This is a genomic window from Novosphingobium sp. ERN07 (genome assembly GCF_012641335.1).
In the GTDB taxonomy this organism is placed as follows: domain Bacteria; phylum Pseudomonadota; class Alphaproteobacteria; order Sphingomonadales; family Sphingomonadaceae; genus Novosphingobium.
The window spans coordinates 344,193-360,670 of the sequence record NZ_JABAID010000001.1 but is presented as its reverse complement, the minus strand read 5'-3'; the positions used below and the strand labels follow the sequence as shown (position 1 = coordinate 360,670).

The following is a 16,478-nucleotide window of genomic DNA, read 5'->3' as shown; positions in this document are numbered from 1 at the left end:
TGTCCTCGGATTATTGCTGTGCCAGCTTGCGATAGACGATGTGGGGGCGCAGGGGATCGCCCGGTGCCAACGCGGGATGGTCGAAGTCCAGCTCGGTTTGGCGTTCCATGCCAAGCCGCTCCATCAGCCCCCACGATCGGACATTGCCCGGAACTGTCATTGCGCGGATGTCTCCGATGCGGAACTCGCCAAATCCCCAGTCGAGGCACGCCTGTGCGGCTTCCTTGGCATAGCCTTTCCCCCAGGCGTGATGCGCCAGCCGCCAGCCTATTTCTGCGTGGCCCTGCAATGGTGTTCCTTCACGACCGGGCTTTATCCCGCAAAAGCCAAGGAAGGCACCATCGCCCCGTCGTTCCATCGCCCAGAAGCAATAGCCATGATCACGCTGGAAACCGCGCTGCCGATCCAGCGCAGCGTCGATGTCTTGGTGCGACATCGCAGGGCCAAGAAACTGCATCACGCGCGGATCGTTGCACATCGCGTGAAACGCCGCAGAATCCGTCTCCTGCCATTCGCGCAAAACAAGCCGTTCGGTTTCAAGCCGAAAGCTCACGTTGCGCTCAGGCTCCCATCAGCCGCGCGGCGTGGGCCGCGTGATAGGTCAGCACGCCCGAACAGCCTGCGCGCTTGAACGCCAGCAGCGTTTCCAGCACCATCGCATCGCGATCCGCCGCGCCAGCCGCCACCGCTGCTTCGATCATCGCGTATTCGCCGCTCACCTGATAGGCGAAGACGGGCACGCCGAAGGCTTCCTTCACGCGCACCGCAATATCCAGATAGGGCAGGCCGGGCTTCACCATCACGCTGTCCGCGCCTTCGGCCAGATCCATTTCCACCTCGCGCAGCGCTTCCTCGGCATTGCCGGGGTCCATCTGGTAGGTTTTCTTGTCGCCCTTCAGCAGCCCGCGCGATCCCACCGCATCGCGGAACGGGCCATAGAACGCCGAGGCATACTTGGCGGCGTAGGACATGATCTGCACGTTGACATGGCCTGCGCTTTCCAGCGCTTCGCGGATCGCGCCGACGCGGCCGTCCATCATGTCGGACGGGGCGATGATATCGGCCCCGGCGCTGGCCTGATTCAGGCTTTGGCCAACCAGCGCTTCCACTGTCGCATCGTTCAGCACATAGCCCGCATCATCGATCAGCCCGTCCTGTCCGTGGCTGGTATAGGGGTCGAGCGCAACGTCGGTCAGCACGCCGATGTCGTTGCCGCAAGCGTCCTTGATCGCGCGGATGGCGCGGCACATCAGATTGTCGGGGTTCAGCGCTTCCTTGCCATCTTCGCTGCGGCGGTCGGCCTGCGTGTTCGGAAACAGGGCAAGGCAGGGAATGCCCAGCGCAACGGCTTCCTTTGCCCGCGCCACGATTCCATCAACCGACCAGCGCGATACGCCCGGCAGCGAAAGGATCGGGTCTTCCAGGCCTTCACCCTCGGTCACGAACAGCGGCCAGATCAGATCGGCAGGCGTGACAAGCACCTCTCGGTGCATGGCGCGGCTCCATGCGGTGGAACGGGTGCGGCGCAGGCGAGTCATCGGATAGCTGGTCATGGGCGGCAGGCCTAGCGAACTGGCCCACTTGCCGCAATCACCGTAAGGTGTTGGCCTTGATCGCAGTGACTTGCGCCAGCTTTGCCTTGAACGCGGCAAGCTGCGCGGGATCGACCGTGGCGCGCTGGGTGATCGATGTCATCGACAGCGGATTCACCGTCTGACCATTGCGATACATTTCGTAATGCAGGTGCGGGCCGGTCGAAAGGCCGGTGGAGCCGACATAGCCGATAACCTGCCCGCGCCGCACGCTCATCCCGGCAGAAACCGCGATGCGGCTCATGTGGCCATAGCCCGTGCCGATGCCGCCGCCGTGGTCGAGCCGCACGTAATTGCCGTGCCCGCCGTGCCATCCGGCAATGCTCACGCGGCCATCGGTGGCGGCATAGATCGGCGCACCCCAGGGCGCGCCAAAATCCACGCCTGCGTGCATTCGCACATAGCCGAGGATCGGATGTCGGCGCGCGCCAAAGTTGGACGTTATCCGGCCATTGACCGGTGAGCCAAGGAATCCAGTGGTTTCCTGCGATCCTTCCGCCATGCTTTGCGGTGAATAGAACTCCCGGTCCTTGCCCCAGCGCAACAATTGCAGAACCGGCTTGCCGCTGCGGACCACACCGGCATAGACCAGATCGCCCGCCTGCTGCTCGCCACTGGCGGCGCGGCGGTTGGCGAAAACGAGGTCAAATTCATCGCCCGGCGCGATTTCCTCAAACGCCATGTGTTCGTCGATAGTGCGCAGATAATCCTGCACCGCAGAGGGCGGCGCGCCAGCCGCGCGTGCAGAGCGATAGAGGCTGCCGCCCACGATCCCGCGAATGCGCATGGGCGCGCTATCGACTGCGATGGCATTGGTCGCCAAGGCCAGTCCGCCACCGCTGCGCTTGATATCCAGCGCGAGGTCAAAGCGTGGCCGGAACGATAGCTGCTCCAGCGGGCGCGGCTGCGCAGGAGATGTGCGCGCGCCAAGGCGGATGGCAAATCGGGTGCCCGGCGGGATCGTGCCGGGCTTGATCTGCCCACCCACCATATCAAGCACTTGCACGATATCGCTGTTGGCAAGGCCCGCCCGCTGCAACATGCGCGGAAAGGTATCGCCCGCGCCCAGCGTCGCAGTCAGATCGATGCTCGGCCTTTCCGGCGCGGCGGCGAGCGGGATGACGGCGGCGGTCGCGGTCATCTGCCGCCCGTTATCGGCCCCGAGGCTTAGGGGGCGGATTCCCTGCACGCGGAATTCGTCCACGGCGGATTCGTCCAGCGCGGTCAGCGGCGCAGCTTGCAGCGGGGCAAAGCTTGGCCACATCAGAACGGCGGCGGTGCCGAGGCCAAGCATGGTGCCAAAGCTGCGAAACCAGCGGGCGCTGCCGATGTCTTCGGCAAGGTCGGGTGCAAGGTCTTTTGCGGCGCACCAGCGTTCGATCGGCGTCACCAAATTGCGCCTAAGTGCGCCTAGGTGCATCTTGGTGCTGTTCAGAACCGCATTCGATTCGGGCGCAGATTCAGACGCAATCGGGGGCGTGGTGCGCAGGCCGAAACCGCTCCCTCCTCCTGCTCCGGCAAATGCCAGCATCTGATCACGCGGTGTAAACACGTTCCGCCCCATAGCCTTGTCGCCACCGAACTGCACGGACAAGGTTAATCTTCCGTGAAATCACGCCGTCTCAAGGGTGTGGCAGGACCATTCCGGCGCGGCTATGGTGCGTGCAAAATGGGGGCACGGGTTTGAGCGGAACCGAAACACTTGGCGGCATGGCCGAAGCGCTGGCAACGGCGCGTGCGGTGGAACCGACGGCGGGGGAACACATCGCGCCGGGCCACACGCACGAAAGCGCCTGCCTCAATTGCGGCACCGCCTTGGTCGGCAGCCACTGCCACGCCTGCGGACAGGCCGCACATGTCCACCGCACGCTAGGCGCGTTCTTTCACGATCTGCTGCACGGCGTGTTCCATTTCGAAGGCAAGATCTGGCGCACGCTGCCGCTGCTGGCGCTCCAGCCGGGCAAGCTGACGCGCGAATATATCGACGGGCGGCGGGCCAGCTATGTCTCGCCCATCGCGCTGTTCCTGTTCTGCGTGTTCCTGATGTTCACCACGATAAATTCGCTCGGCAGCAGCCTGATGCCGTCCAGCGCTACGGCGATGGACGCGATTGCGGAGCAGCAGCGCGATGAACTGAAGGCGCTGGAAGCGAAACGGGCCAAGGCGACCGATCCTGCACAAATAGCTGAAATCGATGGCGATATCATTGACGCCAAGGCAAGCATCGAAGGGCTGGAAAAGGTCAAGAACAACGATCTCACCTTCAACTTCGGCAAGGACGATACCGATATCGACGGACTTAAATCGTCGCCGCTGATCTACAAGGCGGTCAAGGTCTGGCGCGATAATCCCAGCCTCGCGCTCTACAAGGTGCAGACCTACAGTTATAAGTTGAGCTGGGCGCTGATCCCGATTTCAGTGCCATTTCTGTGGCTGCTGTTCCCCTTCAGCCGCCGCTTCGGGCTGTACGATCACACCGTGTTTGTCACCTATTCGCTGTGCTTCATGACGCTGCTGGCGGTGATAACGATGCTGCTGGCGCGGATCGGCACGCCCTGGCTCGGCCTGCTGGCGCTGGTGCCGCCGCTGCACATGCTGGTGCAATTGCGCGGGGCGTATAATCTTTCATGGTTCGGCGCGTGGTGGCGGACGTGGTTCCTCAGCATGTTCGCGTTCACCGCGCTCAGCCTGTTCGCGGTGCTGATTCTGGTCGAGGCTGGGGGCTGACGGGCAGCAAAAAGGCCGCGCCTTTTGCAAGGGGCGGCCTTTTTGTCTTTCAGCGCATAGCCGAAAATCAGCTATCCGAAATGCCTTCGGCGCGGCGGGCGGCGAGCCATGCGGCGGCTTCGGCTTCCTGCGCGGCTTCCGATGCGGCCTTGACAGTGGCCTGACGTTCGGCGCGCAGTTCCTCGATCAGAGCGTCGCGATCAGAACCCAGACGCTGTTCTGCAAGGCCATCGTCCTCGATGCCAGCCTTCTTCGCGGCCTTGGCCACCAGCGAATCGAGTTCGCGCTGCGAACACAGGCCCAGCGTGACCGGATCTTTCGGGTTGATGTTGCCGATGTTCCAGTGGCTGCGATCACGGATTGCGGCGATGGTGGTGCGGGTGGTGCCGATCAGCTTGCCGATTTGCGCGTCCGACACTTCGGGATGGTTGCGCAGGATCCACGCGATGCCATCGGGCTTGTCCTGACGCTTCGACACCGGCGTGTAACGCGGGCCCTTGGTGCGGCTGACCGAAATCGGCGCGCGCTGCATCTTGAGCTTGTATTCCGAATTGGCCTGACCCTTGTCGATCTCGGCCTGATTCAACTCGCCCGAATGAAGCGGATCGCGCCCGGTGTACTTCTGGCCCGCCAGATCGTCGGCCATTGCCTGCACTTCAAGCATGTGCAGCCCGCAGAATTCTGCAATCTGCTCAAACGTCAGCGCGGTATTGTCGACAAGCCAAGACGCGGTTGCGTGCGGCATCAGCGGATACGTGGGCTGGTTGCTCACGGACAATCTCCCGAAGGGGCGATCCGGCCAGCGGCGGATGCAACCCGAAAAGCGGATACAATAAGGGCCGCCCCTCGCGGAGCGGCCTGTAACCCTGCCGATGTAAGCCGAGAATGGCGAATCGGCAAGTTTTTGTTTGGTGGGGTCTGATTTGTTGGTTGCGCTCCTGACATCCGTCAGGAGCTTGCGGCACCGGCCCACTCCCCCGGCCCGACCACCCAGAGTCTACCTCGAAAGGGTGATCGGGCCGGGGAAGTGGGCCGGTGCCATCAATCGGTTAACTCACCAGCGTCAGCGACGGTTCTTCGCTCGCATGAACGCGGTGGGCAAAGCGGCCGTCCACTTGCGCACCCTGTTCGATGGTCAGCGCATCATAGCTGACATCGCCGTGGATGCGCGCGGTCTTGAGGATGACGAGTTCTGCGGCTTCGATAGACCCGTGGACCGTGCCCGAAAGGCGCGCGCTCTGTGCCTTTATCGCGCCGGTCACGGTGCTTTTTTCACCCTGCACCAGCGCGGCGCAAGTGATGTCACCTTCGACGCAGCCATCGATATGCAGATCTGCGGTGGCGGAAAGATCGCCCTTTACGGCAACATCGGCACCCAGAACGGAGAAGGTTGCAGCCATGCCTGAATTACTCCCCGTGCTGATCGTGTTGCGCACTTCCGGCGCGGATTTCCTGAACATGCCTGTTTGCCTCAAGGAACGGGCGCGGATTGACCGGGCGGTCATTGATCCGCACTTCGAAATGGAGATGGGGGCCGGTGGAACGTCCCGTGTTGCCGATCTGGCCGATAACGGCACCGGCATCGACCTTCTGCCCAACCTGCGCGCCGGTGCGCGACATATGGGCATAGCGAGTCATCAGCCCGTTGCCGTGGCTGACTTCGACGACATTGCCGTAGCCCTGTTTTACGCCAACAAAGCTGACGGTGCCGGCGGCCGCGGCATAGATCGGCGCGCCGATGGGGCCACGGAAATCGAGGCCAGCATGAAACGCCGCGCCGCCCGTGAACGGATCGGAGCGATAGCCAAAGCCGCTGGAGATATATTCAAGGCTGGCGGGCAGCGTGCTGGGAATGCGGCGCAGCCCCTTTTCCAGCGCGGCCATGCGTTCAAGGCTGGCGCCGAGCCGGGCAAAACGCGGATCGACGCTTTCATCAGCACCGGTGAACAGGCGGATCAGGGGGCCGCCCTGTGCCTCACGCGCAGAGGCGCGCAGCATCGCCGGGTTCAGCCCGACGCGGCGGATCGCGGTTTCAGCCTGCGTGGCGCGGGCATCGGCAAAGCGGGTCAGCCGTTCGATAAAGGCAAGCTGGCGCGCTTCCACTTCGGCAAGGCGCTTGGCCTCTGGCAGCACGGCGGAGATTTTCTGCACGGTCTTGGCCGTTTCGGCGCTGCTGTCGGACACGGTGCCTTGCGGCAGATCCTTGGGCATTTCGCCAATCGTGCCTTCGATGGCCTTTTCAATGAAGTCCTGCCGGCGGGCCAGATCATCGGCCACGCCTTCCAGCCCGTCGCGATATTTTGCCACGCGGCTCTCGGCGGTGGCGACGGCGGCTTCGCGTTCCAGCAGTTCGGCATGTTCGCGCGCGGCGGTGAATTGCGAAACGAGCGTAACGCCCATTGCGCCGAGCCAGACCAGCACGGCGGCGGCGATTCCGCCAGCAACGCCCATTTGCAGGCGCGACGACACGCGGATGAACCGGACGTGCCCCTGCGAACGCATGAAGAATTCGCGTTCGGGAAACCACGCGCGCACTTGCGAGATTGCCGCAGCCACGGTCTCTCGCAACCGCAAGCGGTCAGGTTTCGAAGATGACACAGGCAGGCGACCCCCGGAATTGGTTAAGTGGTTTTAATGTCCCGTCGCGGCGCGCATTAGCTGTCCGGTTCCCGGCTGGCGAATCCGATTCCTGCCAAGCACGTTGAACCGTGTGAGTCCCCCGATGAATCGTTTGCAATGGTGTGATTGCGCGCACCTTATGCTGCGTGATGGGACTTCGATTCGCCGGGATGGATGACATTGGCCATGCCCGATGCTAGGGCGCAGTCATGTCTAGCCAGCCTGTTCAAACCGCCGAATCCGCAACCGATCTGGTCGAAGGTCTTGCCCGTGCCGCACGCAGCGCGCAGCGCACGCTGGCGCGGATGGATGCGCCAGCGAAAGAGCGCGCACTGAAGCTTGCCGCAGCATCCTTGCGCGTAGCAGAGTCTGACATTCTGGCGGCAAACGCGCAGGATATGGTCAATGGCGAGGCCAATGGCCTTACCGGAGCAATGCTGGACCGGCTGAACCTGACGCCCGAACGCCTTGCCGGGGTGGCCGATGCGGTGGAGCAGGTGGCTTCGCTGACCGATCCGGTGGGTGAGGTGATTTCGCAAAGCGCGCGGCCCAACGGCATGGTTTTGCAGCGTGTGCGCATTCCGGTTGGCGTGATCGGCATCATCTATGAAAGCCGCCCGAATGTGACGGCAGATGCCGCTGCGCTCTGCGTGCGGTCGGGCAATGCGGCGATTTTGCGCGGCGGATCGGAAGCGGTCCATTCGAACCGCGCGATTCACAAGGCGCTGGTATCGGGCCTGATCGAAGGTGGCGTTCCCGCCGAAGCCGTCCAGCTTCTGCCCACGCAGGATCGTGCAGCCGTGGGGGCGATGCTGGCGGCGGCGGGCCTGATCGACATGATCGTGCCGCGCGGGGGCAAAAGCCTTGTCGCGCGGGTGCAGGCCGATGCGCGCGTGCCGGTGCTGGCGCATCTGGATGGGATCAATCACACGTTCGTTCACGCCGCTGCCGATCCTGCAATGGCCAAGGCAATCGTGCTCAACGCCAAGATGCGCCGTACTGGCATTTGCGGGGCGATGGAAACGCTGCTGATCGATGCGACCTATCCCGACCCCCACGGACTGGTGGAGCCGTTGCTCGATGCAGGATGCGAACTGCGTGGCGATGCTCGTGCCCGCGCCATCGATCCGCGCATCGTGCCGGTGGCGGCGAACGACTGGGACACCGAATATCTCGATGCGATCCTTTCGGTCGCGGTGGTCGATGGACTGGACGAAGCGCTGGCGCATGTTTCGGCCCATGCTTCGGGGCATACCGATGCCATCGTGACCGAGGATCAGGACGTGGCGGACCGCTTCCTGACAGACGTGGACAGCGCCATCGTGATGCACAACGCGTCCAGCCAGTTTGCCGATGGGGGCGAGTTTGGGCTTGGCGCGGAAATCGGCATCGCGACAGGACGGCTTCATGCGCGCGGGCCGGTGGCGCTGGAAGGGTTGACGACCTACAAGTGGCTGGTGCGCGGGTCAGGGCAGGTGCGGCCCTGATTGGTCCTTTAACCGGCCTGTTCGGCGGCAGCTTCAATCCGGCGCACGGTGGCCATCGCCGCGTGACACTGTTCGCGCTGGATGCGCTGGAGCTGGATGAGGTGTGGTGGTTGGTTTCGCCGGGCAATGTGCTGAAGCCCGCCAAAGGAATGGCTCCGCTTTCGGCGCGGCTGGCTTCGGCACAGGCCATGAGCCGCCATGCGCCGATCCGGGCCACCGTGATTGAGCGCGAACTGGGCACGCGCTTTACCGTCGATACGCTGCGCGCGATTCTGCGGCGCTATCCCAAGCGGCGTTTCGTGTGGATCATGGGGGCCGATAATCTGGCGCAGTTCCACAAGTGGAAGGACTGGCGCGATATTGCGCGTCTTATGCCGATTGCAGTGATCGCGCGTCCGGGGTATGATGCTGCTGCAATGGCAAGCCCTGCCAATGCCTGGCTGCGCCGCTGGCGCCAGCGGCCCGGACAGTTCGTTTCCGGCGCAAGGCGGAGCGCTCCGGCGCTGACTTTTCTTCGCTTCGATCCTGATGGCCGTTCGGCCAGCGCGATTCGCGCCGCCGACCCTGATTGGGCCAATGCCTGCCGCGAGGTGGGCCTGCGGGATGCCGTGACGCATCGTTTGATCGGACGAGGGAAATCCTGACCGTGCAAGGCCTTTTCGCCCCATCCGCAAGGGTGTGGAGAGGCGAAACATTTGTGTGTCACAACCGTTATTCCTTGACTCTTGAGCCACGGAGGCCATTTCGCGCGACATGACCAGCGTTCAACCGCTGTCGGCCAAGGCCGACACAGCCCCCAAGACCCCCTACAGCCCCACCGCGCTGCACGATCTCGTGCTGCAGTCGCTTGACGATGATCAGGCGCAGGAAGTGGTGTCCATCCCGCTCGAAGGCAAAAGCTCTGTTGCCGATTTCATGGTGATCGCGTCCGGCCGCTCGACCCGGCAGGTCGCCACGATGGCGCAGAAGCTGTCCGAGCGGATCAAGCACGCAGGCTTTGGCCATGTGCGGATCGAAGGGCTCCCAGCGGCAGACTGGGTGCTGGTGGACGCGGGCGACGTGGTGATCCACCTGTTCCGCCCCGAAGTGCGCACGTTCTACAACCTCGAACGCATGTGGGCGTTCGGAGATGCCGGCGCGGCGTGATTTGATGTAAAGCTATCCGCATTCGCGGATAGCTTGCGGCACCGGCCCACTCCCCCGGCCCGACCACCCAGATCATACCTCGCAGGGTAGTCGGGCCGGGGGAGTGGGCCGGTGCCGCTTGTTTGAGCCTCGGGGATTCATTTCCCCGCAAATCCCCGCTAGACCCCGCCCATGCTCCTGCACATCATCGCTCGCGGAAAGATCGGCCGTTCGCCTGAGGCGGAGCTGGTGGAGCGTTATGCGAAGCGGATTTCGTGGGGGTTGAAGGTTTCCGAACTGCCCGACCGGGGCGGCACGGTGCCGCCGCCTGCGCAAACGCCGTTTCGCACCGTGGCGCTGGACGAGCGGGGCAGGCAGCTTACCTCCAGCGAATTTGCCGCGATCCTTGGCCGGTGGCGCGATGATGGCGTGCGCGAGGCGCGGTTCCTGATCGGGGCAGCGGACGGGCATGACGATCCGTTGCGCGAATCTGCCGATCTGCTGATCGCTTTCGGCAAGGCGACTTGGCCGCACATGATGGCCCGCGCGATGTTGGCCGAACAGCTTTGGCGGGCCACCAGCATTCTTGCTGGCCATCCCTATCATCGCGAGGGATAAGCGGCGGCATGACGTCACGTCTTGCGTTTATCTCTGTGGCCTTGGCTCTGGCAGGCGTCGCCGCGTGGCAGGCGACGGCGCAGCAGGCCAGTCCCTATGCCGATGCGGGCGAGGCGGGTGAAGTGCTGCGCCGTGCGGGGCAGGCGCTGGCCCAGTCGCGCGCGCGGGCCGAACAGCTTGAACAGACCGCGCGCAAGGCAACGGCAGAGGCGGACCGCACCGCGCGCGAAGTGGCCGCTGTGGCCGCGCGCATCCAGCAGTCCGAGGCTGAGATCGCGGTGGCGCAGGCAAAGATCGCGCTGATCGAACGCCAGCGGGAGCGGTTACGCAATCGCATGGCGCAGCGGCAGGAACCGGTCGTGCGGTTGACCGCCGCCCTGCAGATGATGGCGCGCCGTCCGCTGGCCTTCAGTCTGGTTCGGGCAGAGTCCCTGCGTGATACCGTGCACTTGCGCGCGGTGATGGAAACGATGCTGCCGGAGGTGCGCCGCCGTACCGCAGGCCTGCGCACCGAGATCGAGCGTAGCCGCAAGTTGCAGGCCGATGCCCAACTGGCCGCCAATGCGCAGGCCGATGGCGAAAAGTCGCTGCTTGCCCGCCGCACCGAACTTGCTGCGCTGGAAAGCCGCCAGCGTCTCGCGTCGCACGAGGCGCAAGGGGTGGCGAGCCGGGAGGCGGACCGCGCAATGGCGCTGGCCGAGCAGACGCGCGACTTGTCGTCCCTGCTCGACCGGTTGGAAGAGGACGGGTCGCTGCGCCAGCAACTGGCCGCGCTGCCCGGCCCGGTCTTGCCGCCAAGCCGCCCCGGCGACGTGCTGCAAGTGGTGGATGCGCCCCCGGCCATGCTGGTCACCAATGCGCCAAAGCTGCCGTGGATCATGCCCGTCAGCGGGCGGCTGGTTTCTGGCTTTGGCGCAAGTTCGCCCACCGGGCCGACAACCGGTATCGCGCTTGCGCCCATTGGTGGTGCACAAGTGGTTTCGCCCGCCGATGGCCGGGTGGCCTTTGCCGGGCCTTATCGCGGTTATGGCACGATCGTGATCGTCGAACATGATGGTGGGTGGACCACACTCGTCACCAATATGGGCCGAATCGCGGCGCGGGTGGGTGAAGCGGTGGTGCAGGGATCGCCGCTGGGCACGGCCGGGCCGGGCCGCCCGGTTCTCACCGTGGAATTGCGCCGCGATGGCGCGCCGGTCAATCCGCTGGAGCAGCAGGGCGGTTGATCGAACAGGGTTCGCCGTTCGTCGATTGCGGTGTCTCACCCTGCCGCAAAACCTCATCTGGCGTTAATTCGACGGTGGTTATACAATCGCCGCAATGACTGCCTCCTCGCGAAAGGCCCTTTGGGCAATGAAGTTTGCCGATCTGCTTCGCGCCACTGCGCTGGTTTCCGCCGTGGCCCTGATCCCTGCTGCCACTTCGGGCCTTGCTGCGGTAGATTCGCGCACCGGGCCTGAGTTTGGCAAGCTGCTGGCAGTCTACGAACGCATCAAATCGAACTATGTCGAACCGGTAGAGGACGACAAGCTGCTGAAAGGCGCGATCGACGGCATGCTGGCCACGCTTGATCCGCACAGCGCCTATCTTGATGCGCGTGATTTTGAGAATCTGCGCACGCAGACCGAAGGGTCGTATGGCGGGCTGGGCCTCTCGGTCACGCTGGATGACGGCGCGGTAAAGGTTATCGCGCCGACCAAGGGCAGCCCCGCCGATCTGGCGGGCGTCAAGGCGGGTGATTACATCACGCATCTTGATGGCAAGCTGATCTACGGCGGTTCGCTGGACGAAGCGGTCGATCAGATGCGCGGGGTGCCGGGCACGCAGATCAAGCTGAGCGTGTTCAGGCCGGGCCGTGACGAGCCGTTCGACGTGACGATTATCCGCCAGATCATCGAACTGAAGCCGGTTGAGTGGGAGCTGCAGGGTAATGTGGCCGTCATTTCCGTCTCCAGCTTCAGCGCCGATGTGGGCGCTTCGGTGAAGAAGGCATGGGCCGAGGCGAAAGCCAAGGCTGGTGGGCGGGTTACCGGCCTCGTGCTTGACCTGCGCGGCAATCCCGGTGGTTTGCTTGACGAAGCCATTGCGCTGTCGGACCTCTTCCTTGAACGCGGCAACATCGTTTCGCAGCGGGGCCGCTATGCCCGCGATACCGAAGTCTATCCGGCAGAGATCGATACCAAGGGCGATATCGCCAAGGGCACGCCGATGATCGTGCTGATCGACGAAGGGTCTGCCTCCGCGTCCGAAATCGTCGCGGGTGCGTTGCAGGACCAGCATCGCGCGGTGGTGATGGGCCAGCGCAGCTTCGGCAAGGGCAGCGTGCAGACGCTGATCCCGCTGACCAAGGATACGGCGGTCAAGCTGACGACCGCGCGTTATTACACGCCATCGGGCCGTTCGGTGCAGGAAGGCGGCATCGATCCCGATATCGCCGTGCCGCAGATTTCCGATCCCGACATGCGCAAACGTCAGGCGCGGTCTTACCGCGAAAGCGATCTGCGCGGCCATCTGATCAACGAGATCAAGATGGAGGACAAGGATCTGGAAAAGGACAAGATCGACGATCCGCGCTTCAAGATGACGGCAGACGAGCTGAAGGCCAAGAACATCAAGGATTTCCAGCTCTATTACGCGGTGCAGACGCTGGGCCGCACCGCGCCGCGCACGGCGCTTGCGGCAAAGTCGAAGCGGTAATAGGGCACGCGGCATGACACCGCTTCAGGCCCGCAACGCCGCCTATTCGCTTGCCCTTGCCGTGCCCGCCGCGCTGATGGCAGGGGCGCTGGTATCGCAATACGTGTTCGGCCTTTACCCTTGCCAGATGTGCTGGTGGCAGCGCTATCCGCATATCGCGGCCATCGTGCTGGCGCTGCTGGCCTTTACGATGAAGGGCGCGGGGAAGGGCAGGGGCGCAGGCGATATGGCGGTGATCCTTGCCGCCACCGCCACCGGCATTTCCGGCTTGATCGGCGCGTTTCATGCGGGCGTGGAATATGGCTGGTGGGAAGGCGTGACCGCTTGCGCCACCGTGGCCGAAAGCGGTGGCAACGCGCTGGACGCGATCATGAACGCGCCGGTGATCCGCTGCGATGTTGCACCTTGGTCCCTCTTCGGCGTGAGCCTTGCCGGGTTCAATTTCCTGATCTCGATCACGGGCGCGGTGCTGGTCTTCGCGCTGCTGGGCAAAGGCCGCAAGGGAGCCTGAGATGACCGCCAAGACTGCTGAAATGCTGCGCGTGGATCAGGCCGGAGAATACGGCGCAACGCGCATCTATGCGGGCCAGCTTGCCGTCATGGGCAATCGCGCGCCGCATTCGGCAGAGATCGCGGCGATGGCCGAACAGGAAGCCGATCATCGCAAGCGCTTTGACGCCCTGCTGGCCAAACGCGGCGTGCGTCCTACGGCGTTGCAGCCGGTATGGTCTGTCGCGGGCTTTGCACTGGGTGCGACGACAGCGCTGATCGGCCCGAAGGCGGCGATGGCCTGCACCGCTGCCATCGAAACCGAGATCGACCTGCACTATACCGAGCAGCTTGAACAGCTTGGCGATCAAGACCCCGAACTCGCTGAAATGATCCGTGAATTTCGCGATGACGAACGCGAACACCGCGATGCCGCGTTGGCGGCAGGGGCGGAACAGGCACCGGCCTATCCGGTGCTGTTCACGGCCATCCGCCTCGGCTGCAAGGCGGCGATTGCGCTTTCGAAGCGCATTTGATCCAGCGCAGGGAACTGTCCGGGCACTTCCGCTCTTCATCTACCATTCACAGCGCCCGCGCCCTATATCGGACTCAAGCCTGACCGGAGATTCCACGATGAAGCGCCTGATTTCTGCCGCCCTGCTGTTTTCCAGCGCGCTTTCCGTCCCGGCATTTGCGCAAGGCGCGGATCAGGGGCTGGTCGATCCTTCGGGTGAGCGGGTGAACCAGTTGATCGTCTATGGCAACGATCCGTGCCCCAAGTCCGATGGCAACACGATCACCGTCTGCGCGCGCAAGGAAGAGGAAGAACGCTTCCGCATCCCGAAGCCATTCCGCGAAAACCTCGAATCACCGCAGAACCGTTCGTGGACGGATCGGGTGAAGGCCTATGAAACGGTGGGCAATTTCGGCACCAATTCCTGCTCTGCGGTGGGTGCGGGCGGTGCGACTGGGTGTCTGACCAAGCTGATCGATCGTGCCTATGCCGAGAAGAAGAACAGCCCCGACGTGCAGTTCGGCAAGCTGATCGAGGAAGAGCGCGAAAAGCGCCTGAGCACGATTGATGCCGATGCCGCAGCCGAACAGGCGCGGGTCGAGCAGATCGAGAAGGAATATGAGGCCCGGCTGAAGCGCGAACGGGATGGCGTGTCCGCGCCGACTGGCGGCGAGCAGCCGTTGCCTGCACCACAGCAGCCCTGATCTTTTACAAGAATTTTGTCATTCCCGCGCAGGCGGGAATGACGAAGCTTGTGATGGTGGCAGCGGAGTCGCTGCCACCAAATCACCCCAGCGCGATATCCGGGGCGTCTTCCTGCTTCATTCCCACGGTGTGATAGCCAGCGTCCACATGGTGCGTTTCGCCGGTCACGCCCGATGACAGGTCGGACAGGAAATAGAGGCCTGCGCCGCCGACGTCCTCGATGGTCACATTGCGGCGCAGCGGGCTGTTCAACTCGTTCCACTTCAGGATGTAGCGGAAATCACCGATACCGCTGGCGGCAAGCGTCTTGATCGGACCAGCGGAAATCGCGTTCACGCGCACGCCCGAAGGTCCACAATCGTTGGCAAGGTACTTCACGCTGGATTCCAGCGCCGCCTTGGCCACGCCCATCACGTTATAATGGGGCACGACCTTTTCCGCGCCGTAATAGGTCAGCGTCAGGATCGAACCGCCATTCGGCATCATTTCCATCGCGCGCTTGGTGACGGCGACAAGGCTGTAGGCCGAGATGTTCATCGTCATCAGGAAGTTGTCGAGCGTGGTGTCGTAAAACTTGCCGCGCAGCTGGTTCTTGTCGGAATACCCGATGGCGTGGACGATGAAATCGATGGTCGGCCAGCGGCCTTTGAGCGTTTCAAACGTCTGGTCGAGCGCGTCCATGTCGGACACGTCGCATTCGATCAGGAAATCGCTGCCAAGGCTGGCGGCCAAGGGGCGCACGCGCTTTTCCAGCGCTTCACCCTGATAGGAGAAGGCGAGTTCCGCGCCATGTTCGTGCAATTGCTTGGCAATACCCCATGCCAGCGACTTGTCATTGGCGAGGCCCATGATCAGGCCGCGTTTGCCTTGCATAAGTCCGGTCATGCGTTCGTGTTCTCGCTTCTCGTATCGTTCCCGGTGCCCGCCATTTTTACGCGGGCACGATTATCCGCCTGACCCAGCATGTCGCGCTCTTCCGGCGTTTCGGTAAGCGCGGCGTTGAGTTCGGCTCCTACTACCATCCCTAAGCCGACCAGCCAGAAAAAGAAAAGAGCGATCATGATCCCGGCAAGGCTGCCATAGGTCAAATCATAGGAGAAAAAGGTGCGCAAGGCCGCAGGCAGCGCTGTTGTGACCACGATCCACCACACTGTGACAAACAGCGCGCCGGGCCACTTGGGATAGTCCCGCCCACGGAAAGATCCGGGCGTAAGCGAAATGAACAGCAACCATAGCGCGCCATAGAGCACGGCTGCCGGAATGAAGCGCGACAGTGCGAGGCTGGACACTAGGTCGCCAAACTGTGGCAAAAATGCCTCGATCACTTCCTGCGCCGCACCGATGAGAACTTGTGCGAAGATGGCCAGAAGAATCAGCACGACCGAAGCCAGCGTCAGCCCGGTCGATGCGAGGCGATAGCGCCAGAATGCGTGCTCCCATTGCGTCCCATAGGCGCGGCGCAAAATGTCACGGATGGTTTCGACAAGACTGCCGACTGTCCAAAGGCCGAAGATTCCGCCGATCCATAAAAGCCAGCCGCTGCGTGCTTCGATAACGCTGCGCGCCACAGGTTCAATAGTGGCGGCAACCACGGGAGGCAAAGCGATCAACACGGCGTCGATGGCCGCTGCGCGCTGGCTTGCCTCTCCGATCAGCGAAAACAATGCAGCGCTGGCGATGAAGAACGGGAAGATCGCGATCACGATCATGTAGGCCAAGTTTCCGGCATGGATCGAGCCATCGTTGAACACGCCGGTGAAGACACGCTTGACCACTTCCCAAGCGCGGCTACCGGGGCCAAGCCGCTCGCGCGCTTCGGCCAGCCCTTGGCGCCAACGCAGCGCTTCCTGCCGCCGTGCTTCGGGCGACAGGTTCGTCATGGCCATCAGCGGCTGCGGCTCAGGC

18 protein-coding genes are annotated in these 16,478 nt (G+C 63.4%); 10 read left to right on the top strand and 8 right to left on the bottom strand.

The genetic code is table 11. The annotated features are described in order from the left end of the window. Positions 1-10 precede the first annotated feature (10 nt). Genes HGI47_RS01810 through HGI47_RS01800 form a run of 3 tightly spaced genes read right to left on the bottom strand, consistent with a single transcriptional unit; the run spans position 11 to position 3,180 of the window. Entirely contained in the window at positions 11-553 is a 543-nt protein-coding gene (locus tag HGI47_RS01810) for a GNAT family N-acetyltransferase (protein ID WP_168851049.1), read from the bottom strand. Between the two features lie 7 nt (positions 554-560). Beyond that, positions 561-1,553, bottom strand: coding sequence for a porphobilinogen synthase (gene hemB / locus HGI47_RS01805; RefSeq protein ID WP_168851048.1), 993 nt, complete (start codon positions 1,551-1,553; stop codon positions 561-563). 37 nt (positions 1,554-1,590) lie between these two features. After that, positions 1,591-3,180, bottom strand: a complete 1,590-nt coding sequence (locus HGI47_RS01800) for a peptidoglycan DD-metalloendopeptidase family protein (RefSeq protein WP_370521613.1) — start codon at positions 3,178-3,180, stop codon at positions 1,591-1,593. Positions 3,181-3,275: 95 nt separating this feature from the next. Here HGI47_RS01800 and HGI47_RS01795 point away from each other — a divergent pair, with 95 nt between their 5' ends. Next, positions 3,276-4,319 carry a DUF3667 domain-containing protein gene (locus tag HGI47_RS01795; protein ID WP_240949913.1) on the top strand — a complete coding sequence of 348 codons (1,044 nt, stop codon included), beginning with the start codon at positions 3,276-3,278 and terminating at the stop codon, positions 4,317-4,319. A 67-nt stretch (positions 4,320-4,386) separates the two neighbouring features. Here the strand turns inward: HGI47_RS01795 and HGI47_RS01790 are convergent, their stop codons facing one another. The 3 genes from HGI47_RS01790 to HGI47_RS01780 all read right to left on the bottom strand — a co-directional run bounded on the left by HGI47_RS01790 (position 4,387) and on the right by HGI47_RS01780 (position 6,875). Then, positions 4,387-5,091, bottom strand: coding sequence for a DUF1013 domain-containing protein (locus HGI47_RS01790; RefSeq protein ID WP_168851047.1), 705 nt, complete (start codon positions 5,089-5,091; stop codon positions 4,387-4,389). 277 nt (positions 5,092-5,368) lie between these two features. Then, positions 5,369-5,719, bottom strand: a complete 351-nt coding sequence (locus tag HGI47_RS01785; protein WP_168851046.1) for a polymer-forming cytoskeletal protein — start codon at positions 5,717-5,719, stop codon at positions 5,369-5,371. A 7-nt stretch (positions 5,720-5,726) separates the two neighbouring features. Beyond that, entirely contained in the window at positions 5,727-6,875 is a 1,149-nt protein-coding gene (locus tag HGI47_RS01780; protein ID WP_370521591.1) for a peptidoglycan DD-metalloendopeptidase family protein, read from the bottom strand. Positions 6,876-7,147: 272 nt separating this feature from the next. On the opposite strand from HGI47_RS01780, the gene HGI47_RS01775 reads away from it, so the two are divergent. From HGI47_RS01775 to HGI47_RS01735, 9 genes are all read left to right on the top strand, one after another. Further along, entirely contained in the window at positions 7,148-8,425 is a 1,278-nt protein-coding gene (locus HGI47_RS01775; protein ID WP_168851045.1) for a glutamate-5-semialdehyde dehydrogenase, read from the top strand. Then, entirely contained in the window at positions 8,389-9,069 is a 681-nt protein-coding gene (locus HGI47_RS01770) for a nicotinate-nucleotide adenylyltransferase (protein ID WP_168851044.1), read from the top strand. The genes HGI47_RS01775 and HGI47_RS01770 overlap by 37 nt, the downstream gene beginning before the upstream one ends. Before the next feature lie 109 nt (positions 9,070-9,178). After that, positions 9,179-9,571 carry a ribosome silencing factor gene (gene rsfS / locus HGI47_RS01765; protein WP_168851043.1) on the top strand — a complete coding sequence of 131 codons (393 nt, stop codon included), beginning with the start codon at positions 9,179-9,181 and terminating at the stop codon, positions 9,569-9,571. Between the two features lie 171 nt (positions 9,572-9,742). Next, positions 9,743-10,168, top strand: a complete 426-nt coding sequence (locus HGI47_RS01760; RefSeq protein WP_168851042.1) for a 23S rRNA (pseudouridine(1915)-N(3))-methyltransferase RlmH — start codon at positions 9,743-9,745, stop codon at positions 10,166-10,168. A gap of 8 nt (positions 10,169-10,176) precedes the next feature. Then, on the top strand, positions 10,177-11,394 hold the full coding sequence (locus HGI47_RS01755; RefSeq protein ID WP_168851041.1) for a murein hydrolase activator EnvC: 1,218 nt from the start codon (positions 10,177-10,179) through the stop codon (positions 11,392-11,394). A 127-nt stretch (positions 11,395-11,521) separates the two neighbouring features. Further along, the gene (locus tag HGI47_RS01750; RefSeq protein ID WP_168851040.1) at positions 11,522-12,865 is read left to right on the top strand and encodes a S41 family peptidase; all 1,344 of its coding nucleotides are present in this window, start codon (positions 11,522-11,524) and stop codon (positions 12,863-12,865) included. A 13-nt stretch (positions 12,866-12,878) separates the two neighbouring features. Then, positions 12,879-13,376 carry a disulfide bond formation protein B gene (locus tag HGI47_RS01745; protein ID WP_168851039.1) on the top strand — a complete coding sequence of 166 codons (498 nt, stop codon included), beginning with the start codon at positions 12,879-12,881 and terminating at the stop codon, positions 13,374-13,376. A 1-nt stretch (position 13,377) separates the two neighbouring features. Next, positions 13,378-13,890, top strand: a complete 513-nt coding sequence (locus HGI47_RS01740; RefSeq protein ID WP_168851038.1) for a demethoxyubiquinone hydroxylase family protein — start codon at positions 13,378-13,380, stop codon at positions 13,888-13,890. A gap of 97 nt (positions 13,891-13,987) precedes the next feature. Continuing rightward, positions 13,988-14,572 (top strand): hypothetical protein, encoded by a 585-nt coding sequence (locus tag HGI47_RS01735; RefSeq protein ID WP_168851037.1) that lies wholly within the window; start codon positions 13,988-13,990, stop codon positions 14,570-14,572. Positions 14,573-14,654: 82 nt separating this feature from the next. Here HGI47_RS01735 and fabI read toward each other — a convergent pair whose 3' ends face one another. Together fabI and HGI47_RS01725 are read right to left on the bottom strand one after the other, a co-directional pair. After that, the gene (fabI, locus tag HGI47_RS01730; RefSeq protein ID WP_168851036.1) at positions 14,655-15,458 is read right to left on the bottom strand and encodes an enoyl-ACP reductase FabI; all 804 of its coding nucleotides are present in this window, start codon (positions 15,456-15,458) and stop codon (positions 14,655-14,657) included. Continuing rightward, on the bottom strand, positions 15,455-16,453 hold the full coding sequence (locus HGI47_RS01725) for a YihY/virulence factor BrkB family protein (RefSeq protein WP_168851329.1): 999 nt from the start codon (positions 16,451-16,453) through the stop codon (positions 15,455-15,457). Before HGI47_RS01725 ends, fabI begins: the two co-directional genes overlap by 4 nt. Positions 16,454-16,478: the final 25 nt, after the last annotated feature.

Coding starts and splice junctions, on each gene's coding strand:
- hemB (WP_168851048.1), bottom strand. CDS start 1,553: ATGACCAGCTATCCGATGACTCGCCTGCGCCGCACCCGTTCCACCGCA.
- HGI47_RS01785 (WP_168851046.1), bottom strand. CDS start 5,719: ATGGCTGCAACCTTCTCCGTTCTGGGTGCCGATGTTGCCGTAAAGGGC.
- HGI47_RS01775 (WP_168851045.1), top strand. CDS start 7,148: ATGTCTAGCCAGCCTGTTCAAACCGCCGAATCCGCAACCGATCTGGTC.
- rsfS (WP_168851043.1), top strand. CDS start 9,179: ATGACCAGCGTTCAACCGCTGTCGGCCAAGGCCGACACAGCCCCCAAG.
- HGI47_RS01760 (WP_168851042.1), top strand. CDS start 9,743: ATGCTCCTGCACATCATCGCTCGCGGAAAGATCGGCCGTTCGCCTGAG.
- HGI47_RS01755 (WP_168851041.1), top strand. CDS start 10,177: ATGACGTCACGTCTTGCGTTTATCTCTGTGGCCTTGGCTCTGGCAGGC.
- HGI47_RS01750 (WP_168851040.1), top strand. CDS start 11,522: ATGAAGTTTGCCGATCTGCTTCGCGCCACTGCGCTGGTTTCCGCCGTG.
- HGI47_RS01745 (WP_168851039.1), top strand. CDS start 12,879: ATGACACCGCTTCAGGCCCGCAACGCCGCCTATTCGCTTGCCCTTGCC.
- HGI47_RS01740 (WP_168851038.1), top strand. CDS start 13,378: ATGACCGCCAAGACTGCTGAAATGCTGCGCGTGGATCAGGCCGGAGAA.
- HGI47_RS01735 (WP_168851037.1), top strand. CDS start 13,988: ATGAAGCGCCTGATTTCTGCCGCCCTGCTGTTTTCCAGCGCGCTTTCC.
- fabI (WP_168851036.1), bottom strand. CDS start 15,458: ATGACCGGACTTATGCAAGGCAAACGCGGCCTGATCATGGGCCTCGCC.
- HGI47_RS01725 (WP_168851329.1), bottom strand. CDS start 16,453: ATGACGAACCTGTCGCCCGAAGCACGGCGGCAGGAAGCGCTGCGTTGG.